20 protein-coding genes and 4 tRNA genes are annotated in these 22,088 nt (G+C 73.5%); 12 read left to right on the forward strand and 12 right to left on the reverse strand.

Annotated features, from left to right (window positions below):
• The first annotated feature begins 8 nt into the window (after nucleotides 1–8).
• Both PUR71_RS22545 and PUR71_RS22550 read left to right on the forward strand, forming a co-directional pair.
• Nucleotides 9–1,103 carry a hypothetical protein gene (locus tag PUR71_RS22545; protein ID WP_329928889.1) on the forward strand — a complete coding sequence of 365 codons (1,095 nt, stop codon included), beginning with the start codon at nucleotides 9–11 and terminating at the stop codon, nucleotides 1,101–1,103.
• 99 nt (nucleotides 1,104–1,202) lie between these two features.
• Entirely contained in the window at nucleotides 1,203–1,541 is a 339-nt protein-coding gene (locus tag PUR71_RS22550) for a hypothetical protein (protein ID WP_329928890.1), read from the forward strand.
• A 53-nt stretch (nucleotides 1,542–1,594) separates the two neighbouring features.
• On the opposite strand, the gene PUR71_RS22555 is transcribed toward PUR71_RS22550, so the two are convergent.
• Both PUR71_RS22555 and PUR71_RS22560 read right to left on the reverse strand, forming a co-directional pair.
• Nucleotides 1,595–2,419: a TIGR02452 family protein gene (locus tag PUR71_RS22555; RefSeq protein ID WP_329928891.1), complete on the reverse strand. Its 825-nt coding sequence runs from the start codon at nucleotides 2,417–2,419 to the stop codon at nucleotides 1,595–1,597.
• Between the two features lie 229 nt (nucleotides 2,420–2,648).
• Nucleotides 2,649–4,985: a DEAD/DEAH box helicase gene (locus PUR71_RS22560; protein ID WP_329928892.1), complete on the reverse strand. Its 2,337-nt coding sequence runs from the start codon at nucleotides 4,983–4,985 to the stop codon at nucleotides 2,649–2,651.
• 307 nt (nucleotides 4,986–5,292) lie between these two features.
• On the opposite strand from PUR71_RS22560, the gene PUR71_RS22565 reads away from it, so the two are divergent.
• The gene (locus PUR71_RS22565) at nucleotides 5,293–5,853 is read left to right on the forward strand and encodes a hypothetical protein (RefSeq protein ID WP_329928893.1); all 561 of its coding nucleotides are present in this window, start codon (nucleotides 5,293–5,295) and stop codon (nucleotides 5,851–5,853) included.
• Nucleotides 5,854–6,232: 379 nt separating this feature from the next.
• Here the strand turns inward: PUR71_RS22565 and crcB (PUR71_RS22570) are convergent, their stop codons facing one another.
• From crcB (PUR71_RS22570) to crcB (PUR71_RS22580), 3 genes are read right to left on the reverse strand one after another with little or no spacing between them, the layout of a single operon-like run.
• A complete protein-coding gene (crcB, locus tag PUR71_RS22570; RefSeq protein WP_329928894.1) occupies nucleotides 6,233–6,607 on the reverse strand; it encodes a fluoride efflux transporter CrcB in 375 nt (124 codons plus the stop codon).
• Complete coding sequence (locus tag PUR71_RS22575; protein ID WP_329928895.1) at nucleotides 6,604–7,026, reverse strand: DUF190 domain-containing protein; 423 nt, start codon at nucleotides 7,024–7,026, stop codon at nucleotides 6,604–6,606. The genes crcB (PUR71_RS22570) and PUR71_RS22575 overlap by 4 nt, the downstream gene beginning before the upstream one ends.
• On the reverse strand, nucleotides 7,023–7,526 hold the full coding sequence (gene crcB / locus PUR71_RS22580; RefSeq protein ID WP_329928896.1) for a fluoride efflux transporter CrcB: 504 nt from the start codon (nucleotides 7,524–7,526) through the stop codon (nucleotides 7,023–7,025). The genes PUR71_RS22575 and crcB (PUR71_RS22580) overlap by 4 nt, the downstream gene beginning before the upstream one ends.
• A gap of 70 nt (nucleotides 7,527–7,596) precedes the next feature.
• Here crcB (PUR71_RS22580) and PUR71_RS22585 point away from each other — a divergent pair, with 70 nt between their 5' ends.
• From PUR71_RS22585 to PUR71_RS22600, 4 genes are all read left to right on the forward strand, one after another.
• Nucleotides 7,597–7,938: a metallopeptidase family protein gene (locus PUR71_RS22585; RefSeq protein WP_329928980.1), complete on the forward strand. Its 342-nt coding sequence runs from the start codon at nucleotides 7,597–7,599 to the stop codon at nucleotides 7,936–7,938.
• Between the two features lie 174 nt (nucleotides 7,939–8,112).
• Nucleotides 8,113–8,185, forward strand: a tRNA-Glu gene (locus tag PUR71_RS22590).
• 57 nt (nucleotides 8,186–8,242) lie between these two features.
• Nucleotides 8,243–8,316: transfer RNA gene (locus tag PUR71_RS22595), tRNA-Asp, on the forward strand.
• Between the two features lie 27 nt (nucleotides 8,317–8,343).
• Nucleotides 8,344–8,417: transfer RNA gene (locus PUR71_RS22600), tRNA-Phe, on the forward strand.
• A gap of 118 nt (nucleotides 8,418–8,535) precedes the next feature.
• On the opposite strand, the gene PUR71_RS22605 is transcribed toward PUR71_RS22600, so the two are convergent.
• On the reverse strand, nucleotides 8,536–8,940 hold the full coding sequence (locus PUR71_RS22605; RefSeq protein ID WP_329928897.1) for a type II toxin-antitoxin system VapC family toxin: 405 nt from the start codon (nucleotides 8,938–8,940) through the stop codon (nucleotides 8,536–8,538).
• A complete protein-coding gene (locus tag PUR71_RS22610; RefSeq protein ID WP_329928898.1) occupies nucleotides 8,937–9,167 on the reverse strand; it encodes a FitA-like ribbon-helix-helix domain-containing protein in 231 nt (76 codons plus the stop codon). Before PUR71_RS22610 ends, PUR71_RS22605 begins: the two co-directional genes overlap by 4 nt.
• 165 nt (nucleotides 9,168–9,332) lie before the next feature.
• Between PUR71_RS22610 and PUR71_RS22615 the strand changes: the two genes are divergently transcribed.
• Nucleotides 9,333–9,524 carry a hypothetical protein gene (locus PUR71_RS22615; protein WP_329928899.1) on the forward strand — a complete coding sequence of 64 codons (192 nt, stop codon included), beginning with the start codon at nucleotides 9,333–9,335 and terminating at the stop codon, nucleotides 9,522–9,524.
• Nucleotides 9,525–9,541: 17 nt separating this feature from the next.
• Here the strand turns inward: PUR71_RS22615 and PUR71_RS22620 are convergent, their stop codons facing one another.
• Nucleotides 9,542–10,618 (reverse strand): alpha/beta hydrolase family protein, encoded by a 1,077-nt coding sequence (locus PUR71_RS22620; protein ID WP_329928900.1) that lies wholly within the window; start codon nucleotides 10,616–10,618, stop codon nucleotides 9,542–9,544.
• A gap of 23 nt (nucleotides 10,619–10,641) precedes the next feature.
• Nucleotides 10,642–11,562, reverse strand: coding sequence for a zinc-binding dehydrogenase (locus PUR71_RS22625; protein WP_329928901.1), 921 nt, complete (start codon nucleotides 11,560–11,562; stop codon nucleotides 10,642–10,644).
• A 159-nt stretch (nucleotides 11,563–11,721) separates the two neighbouring features.
• On the opposite strand from PUR71_RS22625, the gene PUR71_RS22630 reads away from it, so the two are divergent.
• Nucleotides 11,722–12,723, forward strand: a complete 1,002-nt coding sequence (locus tag PUR71_RS22630; protein ID WP_329928902.1) for a LysR family transcriptional regulator — start codon at nucleotides 11,722–11,724, stop codon at nucleotides 12,721–12,723.
• 15 nt (nucleotides 12,724–12,738) lie between these two features.
• On the opposite strand, the gene PUR71_RS22635 is transcribed toward PUR71_RS22630, so the two are convergent.
• A complete protein-coding gene (locus PUR71_RS22635; RefSeq protein ID WP_329928903.1) occupies nucleotides 12,739–13,929 on the reverse strand; it encodes a serine hydrolase domain-containing protein in 1,191 nt (396 codons plus the stop codon).
• A gap of 652 nt (nucleotides 13,930–14,581) precedes the next feature.
• Between PUR71_RS22635 and hrpA the strand changes: the two genes are divergently transcribed.
• Both hrpA and PUR71_RS22645 read left to right on the forward strand, forming a co-directional pair.
• Nucleotides 14,582–18,565 carry an ATP-dependent RNA helicase HrpA gene (gene hrpA / locus PUR71_RS22640; RefSeq protein WP_329928904.1) on the forward strand — a complete coding sequence of 1,328 codons (3,984 nt, stop codon included), beginning with the start codon at nucleotides 14,582–14,584 and terminating at the stop codon, nucleotides 18,563–18,565.
• A 119-nt stretch (nucleotides 18,566–18,684) separates the two neighbouring features.
• Nucleotides 18,685–18,758: transfer RNA gene (locus tag PUR71_RS22645), tRNA-Asp, on the forward strand.
• 348 nt (nucleotides 18,759–19,106) lie between these two features.
• Here the strand turns inward: PUR71_RS22645 and bldC are convergent.
• Together bldC and PUR71_RS22655 are read right to left on the reverse strand one after the other, a co-directional pair.
• Nucleotides 19,107–19,313, reverse strand: coding sequence for a developmental transcriptional regulator BldC (gene bldC / locus PUR71_RS22650; protein WP_014137253.1), 207 nt, complete (start codon nucleotides 19,311–19,313; stop codon nucleotides 19,107–19,109).
• Between the two features lie 497 nt (nucleotides 19,314–19,810).
• Nucleotides 19,811–20,719 carry a hypothetical protein gene (locus tag PUR71_RS22655; protein WP_443077526.1) on the reverse strand — a complete coding sequence of 303 codons (909 nt, stop codon included), beginning with the start codon at nucleotides 20,717–20,719 and terminating at the stop codon, nucleotides 19,811–19,813.
• Between the two features lie 197 nt (nucleotides 20,720–20,916).
• Here PUR71_RS22655 and PUR71_RS22660 point away from each other — a divergent pair, with 197 nt between their 5' ends.
• Nucleotides 20,917–22,074, forward strand: coding sequence for a Glu/Leu/Phe/Val dehydrogenase dimerization domain-containing protein (locus PUR71_RS22660; RefSeq protein ID WP_329928906.1), 1,158 nt, complete (start codon nucleotides 20,917–20,919; stop codon nucleotides 22,072–22,074).
• Nucleotides 22,075–22,088 lie beyond the last annotated feature (14 nt).

Consider the following 22,088-nt stretch of genomic DNA (forward strand, 5'->3'; position numbering starts at 1 on the left):
TGCGGCGAATGGCTTCCCAGCACACCCCCACACCCCATCAGCAACTTGCGTTCACCGAGGCGGTGGCCGTCCTGGAGGCGGTGGTCGCGGCGGAGGAAGAGGAGCGGTTCGGGCCGGCGCTCGGCCTCGTCGGCAGCCTCTTCGGCCCGGCCGGCCCGCAGGAGGTGGCGGCGGCCGGACCCCGGCTGGCGGCGCTGCTGCCGGACGCGCCGCCGTTCCCGCGCTCGCACCTCGCGATGATCGTGGGTGCGTGCGTCGAGCGGGGCGCGGACCCGTCGGCCTGCGCCGGCCCGGTGCTGGCCGGTCTGCGGGGCGCGTTGACGGGCGCGCAGCGGCTGGTGGAGCGCTGGGAGGCGACCGGCGGCGGACCGCTGCCCGATCCGGAGGACGACGACCCGGGCGAGGCCCACGAGCGGATCGCGGATCCGGCCGTCCTGGACGCCTGGCAGGCGCACCTGGCCGTCGTCGGCTGGTGGACGCTGGAGCTGTGGCAGCAGGCCGCGTGGGCGGTGCTCGCGCACGCGCCGGTGCGGGCCGAGGCGCGCGCCTCGGGCGTGACCGCCGTGCTGCTGGAGCTGATCGCCCGGTACGGCGGCGAGCGGCACGACCTCAAGGGCCTCGCGTACCTGGCCCAGGTGCTCGACGACGAACCGCTGCTGGTGCTGGACCGCCCGACCGGCACCGGCTACCTGCTCCGCATGGACGGCCTGAGCGACACCTTCCAGCTGCACACTCTCCTCGCCGACGTGCTGATCGGCGGCGGCCACCTGCCGGGCGTCCGGCAGGACCCGGAGGTCGTGGCGCTGTGCCGCACCGCGCACCCGGAGGGCCGCCGCCTGATCGCGGCCGGCGCGTTCAACCTGGTGGCGCCGGACGGCTCGTGGCTCTGGAACGAGGGCACGCCCGCCGACATCCCGCTCCTGGACGGCGTACGCACGCTGGTGCTGGAGCCGCAGCCGTACGAGCGGACGTGGTCGGCCGGCCGGTTCATCCCGGACCTCCCGGGCGACCTGCGGCTGGAGCGAGTGCTGTCCCCGGCGGAGGCCGCCGAGCGGCTGTCCCGGACGGCGCCCGCGCAGAGCTCCGCGGAGGCGTTCCGTTAAGGCCCCCAGGGCACGGGTCGGCGGCTGCGAGGCCCCGGGGCGCGTGGGGTTATGGTCGGAAGCCGGAAGGCATCCCCGAACGGACGAGCGGAGTCGACGATGGCGAAGGTCCCGAACGTGATCGCGGACGGCGCGCCCGCCGCCCTGACCGCCGCGAGCGGCCTGATCGGCGGCTACGGCGTGGCCCGCTGGACCGGCCGGCGCGAACTGGGCGGCGCCGTGCTGGCGGTGGCAGGTGCCGGGGCGGCCGCGCAGTGGAACCGCCATTCGGGCGCGCGGACGGCGGCCGTGCTGACCGGACTGTACGTGGCGGCCTTCGGCGGCTCGCACCCGCTGGCGAAGCGGATCGGCGCGTGGCCGTCGGTGTTCGCCGTCACCGGGGTGGTCGCCGCCGCCTCGACCGTGGCCACGGCACTGTCCGGCCGCGCCGAGGCCTGAGCCCCCGGCGGACCCCGCAGGACGGAATCAGCCGGCGGAGCCCGCGGACGGGATCAGCCGGTGAACCGGGCCTCGAACGCGGCCCGGTTCACCGACACCGGCGAGCGGTCCCACACCGCGAACACGACGCGCTCGAAGGCGGCCCCGTACCGGGCCAGCGCGCCCTCGAAGGCCTCGGCGACCTCCGCCGGGTCGTTGCCGAACACGCCGCAGCCCCACGCCCCCAGCACCAGCGCGCGGACCTCGTGCCGGGCCGCCGCCGCGAGCACCCGCACGGCCCGCTCGGCGAGCACGCGGCGGACGTCGACGCCGGACGAACGCCGGGCCAGCTGGCCCGCGTTGGGCGCGGGCGAGGTCAGGAACGTGACGGGGTAGGGCCGGGCGAGGAGGTCGCCGTGCTCGCCCCGGACGACCGGCACGCCGGGCGAGACGATCACCCGATGGCTGTACCGGAGGTCGCTGGAGGCGCGGTGCGCCTCGTAGTAGTCGGGCGCCTCCAGCAGGCAGGTGTAGAGGAGCGCGCTGCGGCAGAGGTCCTCCTCCTGGGCGCGGGCGCCGCGCAGGTAGCCTCCGCCGGGGTTGCGCGCGGACGCGAAGTTGAGCACCCCGACCGGTCCCGCGCCGGCCTCGACCAGGCGCCGCGCGGCCTGGACGCTGCCCTCGGCCGTCACCTCGACCGCCCCGCGGCCCGGCCCCGGGCCGGGGTCGCCGGCCCGCAGGAGGGCGTCCAGCGCGGCCGGGGCGTAGGACACCGTCCCCGCCCGGGCCGCCGCCAACTGCTCTCCCACCTCGACGAGTTCGCCCCTGGCGGCCCGGTAGCTCCCCCGCGCCGCGATCTCCTCGTTCACCACGGCCACACCGTGCAGTCTGCTGCTCATGCGCCCGACGCTAACGGACTTCCCTCCGCCCGCGCCACAGGTTATTCTCACTACAAGAACAACGCCTCGGGGGAAACGTCCGGGGGGTCCCAGGGGGGGTATCGGGGGATATCGGGGACCCAGGAGGACGCCGGGGAAGTTCCGGGGGGAACGCCGAAGGGCCCGCTCCAAGTGGAGCGGGCCCTTCGTCCGTCAGCCGGCGGTCTCGTCACCTACCGGCGGTGCGGGTTCAGTTCTTCCAGCGGGGCTTGCGGTCGTCCCGGTTGAAGCCGCCGCGGTCCTCGCGGTTGAAGCCGCCGGAGCGGGCGCCGCGGTCGTCGCGGTCACGGCCCCCGAAGCCCGCGGACTGCGGACGGCCACCGGAGCGGTGGTCGTCGCGGCGCGAGAACGGGCGGCTGCTGCTGCCGCGCTCGTCGCGGTCACGGCCGAAGGACGGGCGGTCGCCGAAGGTGCGGGCCGGACGGTCGCCGAAGGAACGGCCGCCGCGGTCGTCGCGGTCCCGGTTGAAGCCGCCGCGGTCGTCACGGTCACGGCCGCCGAAGCCACCGCGGTCGCCACGGTCGTCACGGTTGAAACCGCCCGAACGACGGTCGTCACGGTCACGGCCGCCGAAGCCGCCGCGGTCGCCACGGTCGTCACGGTTGAAACCGCCCGAACGACGGTCGTCACGGTCACGGCCGCCGAAGCCGCCGCGGTCGTCACGGTTGAAGCCACCGGAACGGCCACCGCGGTCGCCACGGTCGTCACGGTTGAAGCCGCCCGAACGGCCGCCACGGTCGTCACGGTCACGGCCGCCGAAGCCACCGCGGTCGTCACGGTTGAAGCCACCGGAACGGCCACCGCGGTCGCCACGGTCGTCACGGTTGAAACCGCCCGAACGACGGTCGTCGCGGTCACGGTCGCGGTTGAAGGCCGGACGCTCGTTGCGGGCCTCGCGGTAGGCCGGGGTCCGCTCCTCGGCGACCGGGCCGGACTGCGCCGGCACGGCGACCGCGGTGTCGGCCGCCGGGGCGCCCTCGGCGACGGCGTCGCCCTCGGCGGCCGGGGCCTCGTCCTCGATGCCCAGCTCGGCCCGCTCGCGCGCCGCACGGGCGGCGAGGCGGTCGGCCTCCTCGCGCAGCTCGGTGGCGCGGCGCTGCGCGCGCTCCAGCTGGCGGGTCATGTCGGCGAGCTCGCGCTCGGCGGCACCGGCGATGTTCGCGGCGCTCTCGGCCTGCACCTCGGTCAGCGAGCGGGCGCCGGTGATCTTGGCGACCTCGGCGTCGAACGCGTGGTCCAGGATGTGGCGGCTGGCGTCGACGCCCGCGTCCTCCATGAGGCGGAAGACACCGCGGCGCTGGTGCGGCAGCACCAGGGTGACGACGGCGCCGGAGCGGCCGGCACGCGCGGTGCGGCCGGAGCGGTGCAGGTAGTCCTTGTGGTCGCCGGCCGGGTCCACGTTGAGGACCAGGTCGATGCCGTCGACGTGGATACCGCGGGCGGCGACGTCGGTGGCGACGACGACGTTGACGTAGCCGTCCTTGAAGTCACCGAGGACGCGGGTGCGGGCGCCCTGGGTCATGCCGCCGTGCAGCGCGTCGGCCTTCACGCCGGCCTCGAGGAGCTGCTCGGCGACGCGGTCGGCGCCCATCTGGGTGCGGACGAAGATGATCGTGCGGCCCTTGCGGGCGGCGATCGCGTTGGTGATCGGCGCCTTGTCCTTGGGCTTCACCACGAGGATGTGGTGGGTCATGGTGGTGACGGCGCCGGCCGACGGGTCGACCTCGTGGGTGACCGGGTTCTTCAGGTAGCGCTTGACCAGGGTGTCGATCTCGTTCTCCAGGGTGGCGGAGAACAGCAGGCGCTGGCCGCCGGCCGGCACCTGGTCGAGGATCTCGGTGACCTCGGGCAGGAAGCCCATGTCGGCCATCTGGTCGGCCTCGTCGAGCACGACGGTGCGGACGTCGTCCAGCTTGGCGCTGCCGCGGTTCAGCAGGTCGCGCAGACGGCCGGGGGTGGCGACCAGGACGTCGACGCCGCGCTCCAGCGCGTAGATCTGGTTCGACATCGAGGTGCCGCCGCAGACGACCTTGAGCTTGAGGCCGAGCACCGAGCCGAACGGCTCCAGCGCGTCGGCGACCTGCATGGCCAGCTCGCGGGTCGGGACGAGGATCAGGCCGCGCGGGTGCTTGGGCTTGGTGCGCTCGCCGTCGGCGAGGCGGGTGAGCAGCGGCAGACCGAAGCTGAGGGTCTTGCCGGAGCCGGTGCGGCCGCGGCCGAGCACGTCCTTGCCGGCCAGGGCGTCCGGGATGGTCGCGGCCTGGATCGGGAACGGGGTGGTCACGCCGCGCTTGGCGAGGGCACGCACGACGTCGTCGTGCAGGCCCAGGTCGGCGAAGGTGATGGTCGGCTCGGCGGACTCGACGGCGTCGGTCTCGACGGCGTCCGACTCGGCGGCGTCGATCTCGACGGCCTCGGTCGCGGTGGTCTCGACAGCCTCGACGGCGTCGGACTCGGGGGTGGTGGTGACATCGGCGGCGGACTCGCTCGCGGGCATGGCGAAGCGGGCGTCGTCAACGAGAGACATGCAAAACCTTCCGGAAGTGGCACGCGCCAAAGTCCGGGGTTCTGTTTCACAACCGCCTCTATGCGGTCAGCCACGGATCGCCGGAACGCGCCAAGGGCGCCGATTGGGAATAGGGCGCCAGACAAATGAATCAAACGAACGATCTACCACCATAGAGGATCCTGGGGATCAGAGGCAAACGCCCTGGCCATCCCCCTAATGCGTGCCCGCGTGGGGGCTCGGGGTCGGGGAACCCGAACTGCCGGAGGACGGTTCCGGGACCGGCGGGACGGTCACGGCGGGCGAGGAGTGATCGGGCTCGGGAGTCGTGGACGCGTGGCCGCTGGGCGACGCCGAGGGGGCGCCCGACGTGCCGCCGCCGGACCGGCCCTCCCCGGTGCCGCCGGTGCCGGAGCCGGCCGAGCCACCCGTGCCCGCCGTTCCGCCGCCCGCCGACGAGCCGCCGCCCGGCTTGGGTGCGGGGCTGGCGCTCACGCCCCCGGCCGCACCGCTCACACCCGGCGCTCCCTCCGCCGCAGGGGCGCCCGGCACGGGGATCACGCCCGCCGTGGCCGCGTTCGCGACCGGCGCGGGCTCCCCCGGCGCCTGTGACGTGCCCCCGACGGGCGCGCTCTCCGCCTGCAAGCCCCCCTGCCGCTCCGAGCGCCCGGACGCACCCCCGGGGTGCCCGCCGCCCGCCGTGGCCGAGGGGCCGGCCGTCGCCCCCGGCTTGGCGGCCGGACCGGCCTGGCCAACCGGCGCGACGCCGCCGTGCTTCTCCTCCGCCGCCGGGCCGACCGACATGCACCCCGTCAGCCCCAGTCCGGCCACCGCCAGCATCGCCGCCGCCCGCACCACACCGGTGCGCAGGTGCGCGCCGCGCACCTGATCCGCCGCCTGTGCCCGCGCCGAAACCGTACGCACCGCCGTCCGAACCGCCCGTACCGAAGCCACCGAGCTCCCTCTCTACCGCCCCACCCTGGCCGCCGCACGCCGCGCGGCCGCTCCCGGTGCCCAACGCCCGCCGGGCCCGGCGGGACACGGGCAGTGCACGAGGAAGCCACCGGCCGCCAACCACCCGGCCCCACGCCGACGGTTCAAACGCGTGCCGGTTGGAATTCACCCCCACGGGGGAGCGCAGAGCGGCGGACCGTCACGCTCGCGAGCGTCGGCCCCAGAGGCGTCGGCCCCAGAGGCGTCGGCCCCAGAGGCCTCGGCCCGCGAAGGGCGGGCCCGAACGTCGGCCCGAGCGCGTCAGCCTCGGAGCGTCAGCCCCAGAGAGCCGAGGCCAGCTCCGCCCCCGCGTAGACCGCCGTCAGCCCGGCCGCCAGGCTGCCGGCCACGTTCGCCGCCGCGTACCGCCCGGCCCCCGTCTCCACCAGCCGCAGCGTCTCGTACGAGAACGTCGAGTACGTCGTCAGCGCCCCGCAGAACCCCGTCCCGACCAGCAGCTGGACGTGCGGGGACGCGGCCCCCGCCGCCACCGCGCCGGTCACCAGGCCCAGCACGGCGCAGCCGCAGACGTTCACCACGAACGTCCCCCACGGGAACACCGAGTCGTGCCGGGACTGCACCGCCCGGTCCGTCAGGTAGCGCATCGGTGCCCCGACCACGGCCCCCGCCACCACCAACAGCCAGTTCACTTCCCGTCCTCCCCGGCACCGTCCGCACCGGCACCCCCGGCCGAACCTGCGCCCCCGGCCGAACCCGCCACCCGCCCGGACCCCGCCCGCCCGACGTACCGCACGACCTCGCACGGGTCGAGCACCACCAGGCCCTCCCCGACCAGCTCGTCCAGCTGCGGCAGGAAGCCCCGCACCCGCTGCTCCTCGTCCACGATCACCACCGCCACCGGCAGGTCCTCGCTCAGCGACAGCAGCCGCGTCGTGTGCACCAGCGACGACGCCCCGAACCCCTCGATCCCCCGGAACACGCTCGCCCCGGCCAGCCCGGCGGCGCGCGCCCGGTGCACGATCTCGCTGTACAGCGGCCGGTGGTGCCAGCGGTCGTTCTCCCCGACCAGCACGGTCAGCCGCAGCGCCGGCCCGTTCAACGCCGTCATCCCCGGCCACCTTCCCGGGCGCCGCGGTGGATCAGACGGCGCGTCACCGCGGCCGCCGTCCACACCGCGAGGAGCGCGCCCACCAGCGTCAGCCCGAGGTAGGCCAGGCCGGGACCGAGACGGTCCGCCTCGACCAGGCGCCGGATGTCCACCGCGTACGTCGAGAAGGTGGTGAACCCGCCCAGCACACCCGTCCCGAAGAACGGCCGCAGCAGCGGGTGCGCGGGGCGGCCCTCGGTGACCGCCACCAGGAAGACCCCGATCACCGCGCAGCCGACCACGTTGATCAGCAGCGTCGTCCACGGGAACGCGCTCTGCCCGCCGCCCGTCCACGCCAGCCCGGCCGCGTACCGAGCCACCGCGCCGATCGCCCCACCCACCGCGATCACCGCGACGGCCGACCCCTGCCCGCGCAGCACCGGCGGGCGCCGCCGCACCGCCGCCACGACCGGCGGCACCGTCCGTGCCACGTCGTCCACCGTCCCGTCCGAGGTCGTCATAGGGCCATGAAACACCGGGTTCCGCCCCCTGGCACACCCTCATCCCAGACCCGACAATGATCCGGTGGAGATGACCCGGGAAGAGTTCGAGACGCTGGTCGGGGACGCGCTCGACCTGATTCCCCCGCAGCTCGCGGCCTTGATGGACAACGTCGCGGTGTTCGTCGAGGACGAGCCCGAACCCGGCGACCCCGAGCTCCTCGGCCTCTACGAGGGCACCCCGCTCACCGAGCGCGGCGAGTGGTACGCCGGGGTCCTCCCGGACCGGATCATCGTCTACCGCGGCCCCACCCTGCGGCACTGCGAGACCCGCAAGGAGGTCGTCGACGAGGTCCGCACCACCGTGATCCACGAGGTCGCCCACCACTTCGGCTTCGACGACCACGAGCTCCACGACCTCGGCTGGTCCTGAGCCACCCCGGCGGTCCCGACGACCACCCGCCCCGGGAGGCCGCCGGCACCGGCCCCGGGGGGTGCCGGAACCGGCCCCCGCCCCACCCGGCCGAAACCCGTTTTGGCGATCCGCCCTGCATCCCATATGCTTCTCGACGTCCCCGAGCGCTGGAAACAGCGGGACAGGCCGCAAGCCCTCATCGTCTAGTGGCCCAGGACGCCGCCCTTTCAAGGCGGTAGCACGGGTTCGAATCCCGTTGGGGGCACGCAGTACCGTAGTAAAGTGCATGACCGCAAGACCTGGTGGCCCACCAGCCACTCAAGGTCCCGTGGAGCAGTTGGTTAGCTCGCCACCCTGTCAAGGTGGAGGTCGCGGGTTCAAGTCCCGTCGGGATCGCTCGTCTCGCAAGAGACGGTGCAGTACGGCCAGGTAGCTCAGTTGGTACGAGCGTCCGCCTGAAAAGCGGAAGGTCGCCGGTTCGACCCCGGCCCTGGCCACATAGCCTGACCAGGCACGATGCCCTCGAAGCAGCTCGCTTCGGGGGCATTTTCGTGCCGGTTGACGCCAACGGTGCAGCGGACAGTCGTTGCCCTGCTTCGGCCCGCCTGCACCCGGCTAGGCAAAGACCTCGATGGTGCACTTGGCCGCACCGCTGCGCTGGATTCGGACATCGCTGGTGACGAGCGGCACGCCGAGGGTCTCGGCGAGGGCCACATATTGGGCGTCATATGCGCTGATGTTGTGGTGCAGTTCTCGCACCCGCTGCCAGAGGATCAGCGTCTCGTATCGCGTGATGGCGAGTGCCTGGTAGTCGGCTACGGCCTTCACCGCTTCCTTCTCCACGAGCTTGCCGCCCCGCACCATGCCGAAGAGAGCCGACACGAGTTCGTAGTCGAGCAGGCCAGGGGCGGCGAGCGCATCCATCCCGCGGAGTCGGTCGCGGACGGCGTGGCCGACGGGGCTGTGGTCGGTGAGCACCCGCACCAGCGCAGAGCAGTCAGTGACGACGCTCGAATTCACCGACGCTCCCGCCCGTCATCGATCGCGGCGAGGATGTCAGAGGTACTGACGTCGGTACGGGTCTCCCGGTCAAGGCGGGCCATCATCTCGGCCAACGTCGGCGTGGCCGCGTCGCGGGTGACGAGGTCGAGCAGGTACGCCTGGAGGCTCTTCCCCGCCTTGGCCGCCTTGAGCTTGAGGGCTTCGAGAATCGGGTCCGGGACTTCACGAATCGTGATCGCGGTCATGCATGCATTTAGCTGCAACGCTTGCGAAATGCCTGCATCGATATTCCAGCAGCTTGGTCACGGCCCACGGGCCACGGGTGTCCCTCGGCGACCCCGTGAACGGAAGGAAGGCGTCAGCGGGGCACCGCGGTCGCCGGAGGGTCGGGGGGCACGGAGACCGTCCCGGTGGAGCCCTTCCTCCCGGTCACGGGGATCCCCGGCTCCCTGGCGGCGAAGGTGTACACGCTGTCCAGCCCCGCCGGTGCCGAACCGGGCGACCAGGGCGTGGCGGTCGTCCCGACCGGCCGCACGGACCTCCTGACCCACCTGGCCCGAGCGGCCGTCCTCGACCCGTGGCGGCTCGTGGTCGACGGCTGATCCTTCCCCGCCGGCACCTACCGCTGCGCCGTCAGACAGGTGGTGAGCCAGTCGGCGGTGGTGGGAAGCCAGTCCGGGAGCGCCGTGCCCAGGAGGTGGTTGCCGTGGGGGACGAAGAGGAGTTCGGCGGTCGGGACTTCGGCCGCGAGGGTGGTCGCGTCGGTGACGCCCGGGATCACGTCCTCGCCGCCCTCCACGACGAGGACGGGCACGGTGAGCGCGGGCACGAGGGCCGTCACGTCCAGCCGGGCGGCGAACGCGCGGGCGGCGTCAGCGCCGCCGCAGCGCTGGACGAGGGTCGCGTGGACGAACGGCGGCAGCTCCTCCCACGCCAGCCGGTACGGGCCGCTGACCAGTGCGGCGGCCCGGACGCGCGGCTCGTGGGCGGCGGACGTGGCGGCGTAGTAGCCACCGAGGCTCAGGCCGACGACGGCGATCCGGTCGAGGTCCAGACCGTCGCGACCGGCGAGGGCGTCGATCGCGCGGCCGACGACGCGGTGGTAGTCCGGTTCGGGGGCACTTCCCGCGACGAGGACGCCCTGGCCGGGACCGTCGATCGCGAGGACGACCGAGCCGCGGGCCAGCAGGGCCTCGATCAGCGCGTGGAACTCCTCCTTGCCGGAGTCCATCCCCGGCACGACCAGCACGACCGGCCGGGGCTCCGCCGGGCCGCCGGACGGGCGCCGCAGCCAGCCCACGAAGCCGTCGCCCCCGATCCGCTCCGTCGCCGGGTCGAGGTGTTCCAGCGCCCGGCGCATGGCCTCGTCCGCGTCGGCGGCGGTTCGGGCGGCGGCCTCGCGGTCGGGGTGCGGGAGCCACCCGGCGACGTGGTGCCAGCGGGCGGCCGTCCGGTACGCCTCGCCGGCGGTGACGCCCCGGCCCTCGGCGGCGGCGCGCCCGGCGGCCTCCGCGTACCGCTGCCCGGCGGCGGCGCACGCGGCGAGCCAGTCGCGGGCGGAGGCCAGGGAAGCGGTCACCCGGTCGTATTCGTACAGGTCGAGGCCGGCGCCGTGGGCGCGGGGGCGGCTGACCTCGACGAAGCCGGCGAGGAAGCCGGGGTCGTCGAGGAAGGAGAGGAAGGAGTCGTCGGACATCGTCGTTTCCCTTTCGCAGCAGGTCAGTTGACGGTCAGGACGGCCTTGCCGCGGATGCGGCGCTCGCGCAGGTCGGTGAGGGTGGCGGCGGTCTCGCTCCACGGCGCGACCCGGCCGAGCTCGGGCGTCAGACGGCCCTCCTCGACCAGGCGGACCAGGGTGGCGAGGTCGCGGCCGTCGGGGACGTCGGAGTCGGCGTAGTGGAAGTGCCGCAGGGTCGCGGACTCCGGACCGGTGAAGAAGTCGAAGAAGTCGAGGGTGGCGGGCCGCCGGGAGGCCTGGCCGAACCAGATCAGGGTGCCGCGCCGGGCCAGCCGGGAGAGGGCGAGCGGCAGGGCGTCGCCGCCGGTGGACTCCAGCACCAGGTCGTACGGGCCGAGCGCCGCGCCGACCTCGTGGACGACCTCGGCCGCGCCGAGCTCGGCGAGCCGCCGGCCGCGCTCGGGGGAGGCGGTGACGACGGTCAGTTCGGCCCCGGCGGCGGAGGCCAGCTCGGTGACGTAGTGCCCGACGCCGCCGGAGGCCCCGGTCATCAGCACCCGGCGGCCGGCCAGCGCGCCCGCCGTCCGGAGCAGGCGCAGCGCGGTGAGGCCGGCCAGCGGGAGCGCGGCGGCCCGGACGGCGTCGATGGACTCGGGGAGCTCGGCGAGGGAGCTCGTGGGGACGCGCACGTACTCGGCCCAGCCGTCCGCGGGCGGGTGGCCGACCACGCGGCGGCACACGCCCGGCCCGGAGCCGTCGGCGGCGGCCTGGACGACCAGGCCCGCGACGTCCTTGCCCGGCCGCCAGCCCGGCTCGGGGGCCTCCAGCTTGAAGGTCTCCCCCCGGTTGACCGAGAACGCCTCGACCTTGACCAGGGCCTCCCCCGGCCCCGGCTCCGGCTGCGCGACCTCCGCGAACCCGACCGGTGCGTCCGCCCGGCCGGTCGGTACCAGCGCCTTCATCCCGTTCGCCCCTCTCGGCGTGCGTCCCGTTGACCGGTTCAGCACACCGCTCCCGCCCGGAGCCGGTCCAACAACCGCGGGGCGCCGCCGACAACGGCCGGTTGTCGTCCGAGGACCGGGTGCCGCCGAAGGTCGAGGGGACACCTAGGCTGACGCCCCATGGATCTTGATCTCGCGCAGGTGCGGGCGTTCGTGGCCGCCGCCGAGGAGGCGCACTTCGGGCGGGCGGCGGGGCGGCTCGGGGTCAGCCAGCAGGCGCTGTCGAAGCGGGTGGCCCGGCTGGAGGGAGCCCTCGGGGTGCGGCTGCTGGACCGGGACTCCCGGGGCGTGGGCCTCACCGAGGAGGGCCGGCGGTTCCTGGAGCCGGCCCGGCGGGTGCTCGACCAGGGGGACCGGGCGGTGGCAGCGGTGACCTGCGCCGCCCGCCCGCTGCGGATCGACGTCTGGGGGCACCTGTTCGCGCCGATGCGGACGGTCGCGCAGGCGCTGGACGGCGCGCCGGGCCTGGAGGTGGATCCGGTACCGGGCTGGGACCTGCCGTCGGTCGCGGCGGCGCTGCTGCGCGGGGAGTCGGACGCGGGCTTCGGCCGGGTGCATCCGCTGCCGGACGGACGGGACGCCGGGCTGACGCACCGGCTGGTGCGGCTGGAGCCGGTGGACGCGCTGCTGTCGGCCGACCATCCGCTGGCCGGCCGGGAGGTGCTGCGCCCGGCCGACCTGCGCGGCAGCGTGCTGCGCTACCCGGCGGCGGTGGGCCGACTGGACTTCCTGACCAGGTTCGCGGACCGGTTCGGCATCGAGCGGCGGGCCGGCTCGACCAACCTGGGGCTGGAGCACTTCGTCGAGCAGGTCCGCGCCGCCCCCGACGAGTTCTCCCTCGTCCCCGCCGACGTCCCGCTGCCGGACCGCCCCGGTGTGCGGACCGTCCCGTTGGTCGAGCCGACGCCGCTGTACGCGTGGTCGCTGCTCTGGCGCACCGACGGCGGCCCGGGCGGCGGCACGGGCGGCGGCACGGGCGGCGGCGGGACCGCCGATCAGCACCCCCGGCTCCAGCCCCTGCTGCGGGCGTTCGCCGAGGAGGCGCGGCGCAGCAGGTGGCTGGAGTACGACCCGGTCCGCGACTGGCTGCCGGGTCCGGACGAGGCCGCGCTCATTCCGTAGGGCGCCAGGGCGCCGTCACGCCACCGACTGGTAGGCGAGCACCTCGAAGTCCCGTGCCACCGCGGGCGGGGTGGGGCCGTCGAACATGCGCTGGGTGAGCAGGATGCCCGTCAGTCGTTCCACCGGGTCGTTGAACCAGGTGGTGCCGAGGCCGCCGTCCCAGCCGTAGCGGCCGGGGGCGGGGAGGCCGTCACGGGTGGTGGTGACCGAGAGGCCGAAGCCCCAGCCGGTGAGCTCGGCACGGCCCAGCAGCGGTGCGGAGGCGGCGAGCTGGGCGGGGGTGAGCTGGTTGGTGGTCATCAGCTCGACCGTGGGGCGGGAGAGGATCCGGACGTCCCCGTGGGTGCCGCCGGCGAGGAGCATGCGGGCGAAGGCGAGGTAGTCGTCGACGGTCGAGACGAGGTCGGCGCCGCCGTCGTCGAGGACGGCCGGCCGGGACCAGGCGCTGTCGGCGGGGTCGTCGTAGACGACCAGGCCGCGGTCCGGGTCGTGCCAGTACTCGACGGGGAGCCGGTGCAGTCGGTCGGCCGGGACGGTGAAACCGGTGTCCCGCATGCCCAGGGGGTCGAGGACGCGCTCGCGCAGCACGTCGCCGAGGGGCCGGCCGCAGGCGCGGGCGAGCAGGATCCCGAGGACGACCGAGCCGGTGTGGTAGTGCCAGCCGGCCCCGGGCTGGTGCAGCAGCGGCAACTCGCCGAGCCGGCGCAGGAATTCGTCCGGCCCGGGGTAGTCGGCGCGCGGCGGCAGGACGCTGACGCCGCGCTCGGCCATGGCGGCGGCGATCGGGGCGGTCGGCGGGATCATGGTGAGGCCGTAGCCGAGCCGGAAGGTGAGCAGGTCGCGCAGGCTGATGGGGCGGACGGCGGGCTCGGTGTCGTCGAGCGGACCGTCCGGCCGGCGCAGCACGCGCCGGCCGGCGAGTTCGGGCAGGAGGTCGTCGAGCGGGTCGTCGAGGCGCAGGACGCACTCCTCGACCAGGGTGAGCGCGGCCACGGCGGTGACGGGCTTGGTCATGGACGCGATGCGGAAGATCGTGTCGCGCTGCACCGGCGCGCCGCCCTCGGCCGTGAGGCGGCCCAGGACCTCGACGTGCTCGTCGGCGTCCCGGGCGACCGCCGCCACCAGGCCGGGCACGGCGCCCCGTTCGACGTGCCCCGCCAGCACCCCGTGCAGGCGCTCCAGCCGCTGCTTCGACAACCCGCTCATCGTCCACCGCCCTTCCGGACCACTGACGGCCCGTCGATCAACGCGTCCGGTACCACGATGGCGCACGGCGCCGACAATCGGCGGCGGGCGCGGGGGGCGGCGGCTCAGTTCGTGCGGACCCAGTGGTCGGTGGTGTGCAGCACGGAGCCGTTCGCCGCGCAGGCGGTGTGGGTCCGGACGCCGGACCCCTGCGTCGCCATGGGGCCGTACCAGCGCATCGTGGAGTCCCCGCCCCGGCCGGCACCACCTCGGCGGAGCTGTCGGCCTCCCAGGCGATCACGATCTTCGCCACGGCGGGCGCGACGCCGCCGACCGGCACCGGCGGGAGGCCGGACTTCGCCGTGTCCTCGAGGCCCGGCGACGCGGCCGCGCCGACGCCTCCCCGGTACGGCCCCTCGGGCGCGCCGAAACCCGCCCGGAAACCCGCCCGGAACCCTGCCCGGAAACCCGCCCGGAACCCTGCCCTGAAACCCGCCCCGAACCCCGCCCGACAGCCGCCGTCGCCACCCGCCCGGAATCCTCCGGACCCGTCTCGGCGTTTGCGCACCGACCCGGCCACCCGCCGTTCGCCGATCGCCACCGGCGACTGTGACACTGGAGGGGCTCGAAAACCGAGGTGCGCGCCGCCGTGCCTCCTTGCGAACCTAGAGGGATGCCCGCAGTGAGTTCTCCCGCAGTCCAGTCCGCCGCCGCTCCCGCGGAGGGCCCCGGTATCGGCGAGCTGGCCGCCCGCCTGCCCGAGCTGACCTTGCGCGACGAGGTGCGGATCGGACGCCGGCTGGAGGGGGCCCGCCGGGTCCGCAAACCCGAGGCCCGGCAGAAGATCGCCACCGAGATCGCCGCCGACATCGAACGCGCCGAGCTGCTGGTCGAGCAGCGCCGGGGCGCCGTCCCGGCCATCACGTATCCCGCCGAGCTCCCGGTCAGCCAGAAGAAGGACGAGATCCTGGCGGCGATCCGCGACCACCAGGTGGTGATCGTCGCCGGCGAGACCGGCTCCGGCAAGACCACCCAGATCCCGAAGATCTGTCTGGAGCTCGGCCGGGGCGTGCGCGGCCTGGTGGGCCACACCCAGCCCCGCCGGATCGCGGCCCGCACGGTGGCCGAGCGCGTCGCGGAGGAGCTGCGCAGCCCGCTCGGCGAGGCCGTCGGCTGGAAGGTCCGCTTCACCGACCAGGTCGGCCAGGACACCCTGGTCAAGCTGATGACGGACGGCATCCTGCTCGCGGAGATCCAGACCGACCGCGACCTTCGCCAGTACGACACCCTGATCATCGACGAGGCGCACGAACGCAGCCTCAACATCGACTTCATCCTCGGCTACGTCAAGCAGCTGCTGCCGCGCCGCCCGGACCTCAAGGTCGTGATCACCTCCGCGACCATCGACCCCGAGCGGTTCGCCCGGCACTTCGGCGACGCCCCGATCATCGAGGTCTCGGGGCGGACGTACCCGGTGGAGGTCAGGTACCGGCCGATCCTCGACGAGGACGCCGAGGACGACTCCGCCGACGCCGACCGCGACCGGGACCAGATCCAGGCGATCTGCGAGGCCGCCCAGGAGCTCCAGGCCGAGGGGCCCGGCGACATCCTGGTCTTCCTCTCCGGCGAGCGCGAGATCCGCGACACCGCCGACGCGCTCACCCGCCTGAAGCTGAAGTCCACCGAGATCCTGCCGCTCTACGCCCGGCTGAGCTCGGCCGAGCAGCACCGGGTGTTCCAGCGCTCGGGCAGCCGCCGGATCGTGCTGGCCACCAACGTCGCCGAGACCTCGCTGACCGTCCCCGGCATCAAGTACGTGATCGACCCGGGCACCGCCCGCATCTCCCGCTACAGCCACCGCACCAAGGTGCAGCGGCTGCCGATCGAGGCGATCAGCCAGGCCAGCGCCAACCAGCGCAAGGGCCGCTGCGGACGCACCTCGGACGGCATCTGCATCCGGCTGTACTCGGAGGAGGACTTCCTCTCCCGGCCGGAGTTCACCGACGCCGAGATCCTGCGCACCAACCTGGCCTCGGTCATCCTGCAGATGACCGCCGCCGGCCTGGGCGACATCGCCGCGTTCCCGTTCCTGGACCCGCCGGACTCGCGCAACATCAAGGACGGCGTGCACCTGCTGCACGAGCTCGGCGCCCTGGACCCGGACGAGAAGGACCCCCGCAAGCGCCTCACCCCGCTCGGCCGCAAGCTGGCCCAGCTCCCGGTGGACCCGCGGATGGCCCGCATGGTGCTGGAGGCGGACCGGAACGGCTGCGTGCGCGACGTCATGGTGATCGCCGCCGCGCTGTCCATCCAGGACCCGCGCGAGCGCCCCACCGAGAAGCGCCAGGCCGCCGACGACCGGCACCGCCGGTTCACCTCGGAGACCTCCGACTTCCTCTCCTACCTGGCGATGTGGCGCTACGTCCGGGAGCAGCAGAAGGAGCTGTCGTCCTCGGCCTTCCGCCGCATGTGCAAGACGGAGTTCCTCAACTACCTGCGCATACGGGAGTGGCAGGACGTCTACACCCAGCTGCGCACGGTGGCGAAGCAGTTGGGCGTCACGATCGAGGAGCCCCACCCGGACGCCGAGCCGGACGCCGACCGGATCCACCAGTCGCTGCTCGCCGGACTGCTCTCCCACATCGGCCTGTTCGACGTGGAGAAGCGCGAGTACGGCGGCGCGCGCGGCGCCCGGTTCGCGGTCTTCCCGGGCTCCGGGCTGTTCAAGAAGCCGCCGCGCTGGGTGATGTCGGCCGAGCTGGTCGAGACGTCCCGGCTGTGGGCCAGGATCAACGCGAAGATCGAGCCGGAGTGGGTCGAGCCGCTGGCCGGCCACCTGCTCAAGCGCAGCTACAGCGAGCCGCACTGGGAGAAGAAGGCCGGCGCCGTCCTCGGCTACGAGCGGGTGACGCTCTACGGGATGCCGATCGTCGCCCAGCGCAAGGTCAACTACGGGAAGATCGACCCGGAGCTGTGCCGCGAGCTGTTCATCCGCAACGCGCTGGTGGAGGGCGACTGGGAGACCCACCACAAGTTCTTCGCGGAGAACCGCAGGCTGCTCGGCGAGGTCGAGGAGCTGGAGAACCGGGCCCGCCGGCGCGACATCCTGGTCGACGACCAGACCCTGTTCGACTTCTACGACGCCCGGCTGCCCGAGGACGTGGTGTCCACCCGGCACTTCGACGCGTGGTGGAAGAAGGCCCGGCACGAGCAGCCGGACCTGCTCAACTTCGAGAAGTCGATGCTGATCAACGACGCCGCGGACGGCGTCACCGAGGCCGACTACCCGGACCACTGGCAGCAGGGCAAGCTCCGCTTCAAGCTGACCTACCAGTTCGAGCCGGGCAGCGACGCGGACGGCGTGACCGTCCACATCCCGCTGCCGGTGCTCAACCAGGTCACCGCGGAGGGCTTCGACTGGCAGATCCCCGGCCTGCGCGAGGAGCTCGTCACCGCGTGGATCAAGTCGCTGCCGAAGGCGGTCCGGCGCAACTTCGTGCCCGCGCCGGACTTCGCCAGGGCCGCGCTGCGCGCCGTGAAGGACCGCCAGGAGCCGCTGCTCCCGTCGCTGGAGCACGCGCTCAAGCGCCTGACGGCCGTCACCGTCCCGCCGGAGGCCTGGGACGACGACCGGGTGCCGGACCACCTCAAGGTCACGTTCCGGGTCGTGGACGGCCGCCGCAAGCTCGCCGAGTCCAAGGACCTGGAGGAGCTCCGGCTGCGGCTGAAGCCTGAGCTCAAGGAGACGCTCTCCTCGGCGGCCTCCGGCCAGGGCATCGAGCAGAGCGGGCTGACCGCCTGGCCGGCCGGCCTGCCGGTGCTCCAGCGCACGTTCGAGCAGCGCTCCCGCGGCCACTCGCTGCGCGCCTACCCGGCACTGGTGGACGAGGGGCAGTCGGTCGGCGTGAAGCTGTTCGACACCCCGCAGGCCCAGGAGCGGGCGATGTGGGAGGGCACCAGGCGGCTGCTGGTGCTGACCACCAACTCGCCCGCCAAGTCGATCCAGGGCCGCCTGGGCAACCAGGCCAAGCTGGCGCTCTCGCACAGCCCGCACGGCTCGATCACCGAGCTGTTCGAGGACGTGGTGGCCTGCGCGACGGACCGCCTGATGACCCTGGGCGGCGGCCCGGCCTGGGACGAGGCGGCCTTCGGCAAGCTGCACGACAAGATGCGCGCGGACCTGTACGAGCTGTCCGCGGACACCACGCTGAAGACGGCCGCCGCGCTGATCGCCTTCCACAAGGCGTCGACCCGCCTGCGGACGGTCAGCAGCCCGGTACTGCTGACCGCGGTGAACGACATCCGGCTGCACCTGGCCTCGCTCGTCCACCCCGGCTTCGTGACGGACACCGGCTGGCAGCGCCTGCCGGACCTCAAGCGCTATCTGCTGGCGGTGGACCGCCGGCTGGAGGCACTGCCCAACCACCCGCAGCGCGACGCCCAGCAGCTGCTGAAGGTCCAGCAGGTGCAGCAGGCCTACGGGGAGCTGCTGGCGGCCGTCCCGGCCGAGCAGCAGCCGTCCCCGGAGGTGCGGGCGGTCCGCTGGATGATCGAGGAGCTGCGGGTCAGCTTCTTCGCGCAGTCGCTGGGCACGCCGACCCCGGTGTCGGAGAAGCGGATCATGAAGGCGATGGAGGCGGCGCGGGCCGCGCTCTGAGTTCCCGCCGGTGGCCGGGGTGGGGCCCTCAGGAGCCAGTTCGACCTGGGGGCCCGACATGGGCTACGATCTGTCTTGTTCGCAGCGCGGCAAGCGAGTGAACGAGATCAGAAAACTCTGGTCCCGTGGAGCAGTTGGTTAGCTCGCCACCCTGTCAAGGTGGAGGTCGCGGGTTCAAGTCCCGTCGGGATCGCCGTAGTGCGAGAGGCCCGGAACCGTTCAGGTTCCGGGCCTCTCGCGTTTTGGACGCCGCCCCCTTACCCCACCCTAGGTCTAGACCACAAGCGCCGGGGCGCGTGACGGTCGTCACTTACGGCTTCCTCACAACCGGCGCGTCGGGGCCTCGCGCGGAAGCCACTAATTTAATATGTAAAATTGTACAGTTATTCACTGTAAATCCCCCCCGCCCCATGTGCATCGAATCGTTATCCGGAGTTCAACGTTCCGACAGATCGGCGGCCGGCCGCGGGCACGGCAAAGGGGCCGCTTACCGGACCCGGCGGAGTCCGGTAAGCGGCCCCTTTAAAGAGCCTTCGGCCTATCAGGCCTCGGTGCGCTGGGCGGGAATCCCGGCCAGCAGTGCGCGCACCTCCGCCTCGCGGTAACGGCGGTGACCGCCGAGCGTGCGAATGGACGTCAGCTTGCCCGCCTTGGCCCAGCGGGTGACCGTCTTCGGGTCCACGCGGAACATGGTGGCAACCTCTGCCGGCGTCAGCAGCGGCTCAGCATCAGGGGTACGAGCGGTCATGAGCGGCCTCCTCGGGAGAACCGAACCAGGGCGGTTCTATCCTTCAAATTCTGCACCTTGGCCCGCGATGCCCGAAATGGCATACACGGGCCGAGTCGGTTATAGGACGAACGGCTTGTCCTGGTGTCTACAACTACACCATCCGTCCAGCCCTATCGACCAAACCGCCAAAATTGACCCCTCACGGGTTCAAGGCCGACGGATGGCGATGGACCACCCCATAACGGACAGTCACGCGCCAGTGACGTCCGGTTACGAGGGGACCAGACCCTCCGTTCCCCCGCAAAGCACGCATCGACTCCAGAACCACCCAAAAGTGGGCACGCTCGCGTGGAGTTGGGCTGGTTGTCCCATTTTTGCACATAGGGGTAAGTTCGCGTCAACGGTGAGTAGTGTCACGTTCGGCAGGTATTGACCCGAACCAGGACCTTCGTCATGCGGCTCGGGCCCAAGGACCCCCACAGTCATACACGCCGGCTCGGACGCCAGTTCGGCCGCTAGTTCGCGTACCGCAGCGCCAGGACCCGCCGCCAGCGCACCGTCAGCTCCCCGTAGACCCGCAACGCCTCCGCGTCGTCCCCCGCCCGCAGCGCCCGCAGGCCGTCCTCCAGCTCCCCCGCCGAACGGTCCGCCAGCAACCGCTCCGGCCCGAGCAGATGCACCAGTCCCCCGTAGTCCAGCTCCACCAGCGACCGCGGATGGAACTCCTCCAGCCACCGCCCGACCTGCTCCGCCCCCCGCACCAGCTCCCCCTCCGGAACCGCCTCGCGCAACGCCCGGTAGGCCCGCGCCACCCGCCGGCGCGCCTGCGACATCGGCGTCAAGTAGAACAGCGCCGGCGCCCGGCCCCCGGCCCCCTCCCCCTCGTCCCCCGCTTCCGCCGGAACGAAGCAGCGGTCCTCCTCCCCGAACGGCAGGAACCACCGCACCGGCACCTCCCACCGGCTGGTGAGGATCCACGGCCGGGCGTCCGGGTGCCCGGCCCGCCAGCGTTCCCGGTCCGCCTCCGCGGCGGCCCGCGCCACCGGCGGCAGCGCGGTGTCCAGCAGCGCCACCGGCGCCCCCGCCATCAGCTCCTCCAGCGCCTGCCAGCTGCGCAGCCTGGTCGCCCACGGGCAGACGTAGAGGACGCCGTCCACCAGCCGCACGAACGCCCGCTCGCTCTCCCGCTCGGGCAGCGCCCGGGGCGTGCGCCCGACCAGCCCGGCGAGCGCCTCGCGCTGCTCCGCCAGCACCGCCTCGGCCACCGGACGGGCCGCCTCCGCGGCGTCCGGACCGTGCTGCGCCGCGTACGCCTGCCAGTGCGCCCGCTCGGGCTCCGGATAGGCGGCCAGCGGCTCGTAGACCCGCAGGTGGGCGGCGTACGGCGGCTGTACGGAAGTACGGACGACGGTCACGTCCTGCATGGTCGCACGCGGCGCGCGGCGCCGGGAGGGCGCGCCCCCGAACCGTTCGCGCCCGCACTCAGGGGCCCTCCCGTCTCACCCTTCGGACAACCGGCACAAGCTCGGACAAGAGGGCAGATCGTCGACGGGCACGCGACTACGCTTCGCCTTAGGCGCCCGCACCACAGCAGCGGGCCTTCGATACTGGAGTCACCACAGTGACCGACGTACAGACATCCGCCACGCACCCCGCACCCGGCGTGCTCAGCAGGATCTTCCGTACCGAGCAGGACGGCGCCCCCGGCGACGGCCACGAGCAGGTCGTCCTCTGCCACGACCGCAGCTCCGGGCTCAAGGCGATCATCGCCATCCACTCCACCGCGCTGGGCCCGGCCCTCGGCGGCACCCGCTTCTTCCCGTACGCCTCCGAGGAGGCGGCCCTGGAGGACGCGCTGAACCTGTCCCGCGGGATGTCCTACAAGAACGCGCTCGCCGGGCTCGACCTCGGCGGCGGCAAGGCCGTCATCATCGGCGACCCGAACAAGGACAAGAACGAGGCGATGCTCCGCGCATACGGCCGCTTCGTCGAGTCCCTGCGCGGCCGCTACATCACCGCCTGCGACGTGGGCACCTACGTCCAGGACATGGACGTCATCGCGCGCGAGACCGAGTTCGTGACCGGCCGTTCGCCCGAGCACGGCGGCGCCGGCGACTCCTCCATCCTGACCGCCTTCGGCGTCTTCCAGGGCATGCGCGCCAGCGCCCAGGCCCGCTGGGGCCAGCCGACCCTGCGCGGCAAGCGGGTCGGCGTCGCGGGCGTCGGCAAGGTCGGCCACTACCTGGTCGGCCACCTCGTCGCGGACGGCGCCACCGTCGTCGTCACCGACCCGTTCGAGGCCGCGGTCAACCGCGTCCGCGCCGCCCACCCGGACGTGGAGGTCGTCGCCGACGCCACCGCCCTGCTCCAGGCGAAGCTGGACGTCTACGCCCCGTGCGCGCTCGGCGGCGCCCTGACCGACGACGTCGTCGCCGCCCTCGGCGAGTTCGGCACCTCGATCGTCTGCGGCGCGGCCAACAACCAGCTGGCCCACGCCGGCGTCGAGAAGGACCTCGCCGACCGCGGGATCCTCTACGCCCCGGACTACCTGGTGAACTCCGGCGGCGTCATCCAGGTCGCCGACGAGATCGACGGCTTCAACTTCGAGCGGGCCAAGAACAAGGCCACGAAGATCTTCGACACCACCCTGGAGATCTTCACCCGGGCCGCCGCCGACGGCGTCCCGCCGGCGGTCGCCGCCGACCGCCTGGCCGAGAAGCGGATGCGCGAGATCAGCGCGCTGCGCACGGTCCTGCTCCCGGGCGCCCGCCGCGCCTGACCCGGCCCCGTCCG

The sequence above is a fragment of the Streptomyces sp. SP17BM10 genome (assembly GCF_036322405.1).
Classification (GTDB): domain Bacteria; phylum Actinomycetota; class Actinomycetes; order Streptomycetales; family Streptomycetaceae; genus Kitasatospora.

What these genes read in the sequence shown, in the direction of transcription:
- PUR71_RS22545 (WP_329928889.1), top strand. Translation starts at nt 9, where the DNA reads ATGGCTTCCCAGCACACCCCCACACCCCATCAGCAACTTGCGTTCACC.
- PUR71_RS22550 (WP_329928890.1), top strand. Translation starts at nt 1,203, where the DNA reads ATGGCGAAGGTCCCGAACGTGATCGCGGACGGCGCGCCCGCCGCCCTG.
- PUR71_RS22555 (WP_329928891.1), bottom strand. Translation starts at nt 2,419, where the DNA reads ATGAGCAGCAGACTGCACGGTGTGGCCGTGGTGAACGAGGAGATCGCG.
- PUR71_RS22560 (WP_329928892.1), bottom strand. Translation starts at nt 4,985, where the DNA reads ATGTCTCTCGTTGACGACGCCCGCTTCGCCATGCCCGCGAGCGAGTCC.
- PUR71_RS22575 (WP_329928895.1), bottom strand. Translation starts at nt 7,026, where the DNA reads ATGACGGCGTTGAACGGGCCGGCGCTGCGGCTGACCGTGCTGGTCGGG.
- crcB (WP_329928896.1), bottom strand. Translation starts at nt 7,526, where the DNA reads ATGACGACCTCGGACGGGACGGTGGACGACGTGGCACGGACGGTGCCG.
- PUR71_RS22585 (WP_329928980.1), top strand. Translation starts at nt 7,597, where the DNA reads ATGACCCGGGAAGAGTTCGAGACGCTGGTCGGGGACGCGCTCGACCTG.
- PUR71_RS22610 (WP_329928898.1), bottom strand. Translation starts at nt 9,167, where the DNA reads ATGACCGCGATCACGATTCGTGAAGTCCCGGACCCGATTCTCGAAGCC.
- PUR71_RS22620 (WP_329928900.1), bottom strand. Translation starts at nt 10,618, where the DNA reads ATGTCCGACGACTCCTTCCTCTCCTTCCTCGACGACCCCGGCTTCCTC.
- PUR71_RS22625 (WP_329928901.1), bottom strand. Translation starts at nt 11,562, where the DNA reads ATGAAGGCGCTGGTACCGACCGGCCGGGCGGACGCACCGGTCGGGTTC.
- PUR71_RS22630 (WP_329928902.1), top strand. Translation starts at nt 11,722, where the DNA reads ATGGATCTTGATCTCGCGCAGGTGCGGGCGTTCGTGGCCGCCGCCGAG.
- PUR71_RS22635 (WP_329928903.1), bottom strand. Translation starts at nt 13,929, where the DNA reads ATGAGCGGGTTGTCGAAGCAGCGGCTGGAGCGCCTGCACGGGGTGCTG.
- hrpA (WP_329928904.1), top strand. Translation starts at nt 14,582, where the DNA reads ATGCCCGCAGTGAGTTCTCCCGCAGTCCAGTCCGCCGCCGCTCCCGCG.
- bldC (WP_014137253.1), bottom strand. Translation starts at nt 19,313, where the DNA reads ATGACCGCTCGTACCCCTGATGCTGAGCCGCTGCTGACGCCGGCAGAG.
- PUR71_RS22655 (WP_443077526.1), bottom strand. Translation starts at nt 20,719, where the DNA reads ATGCAGGACGTGACCGTCGTCCGTACTTCCGTACAGCCGCCGTACGCC.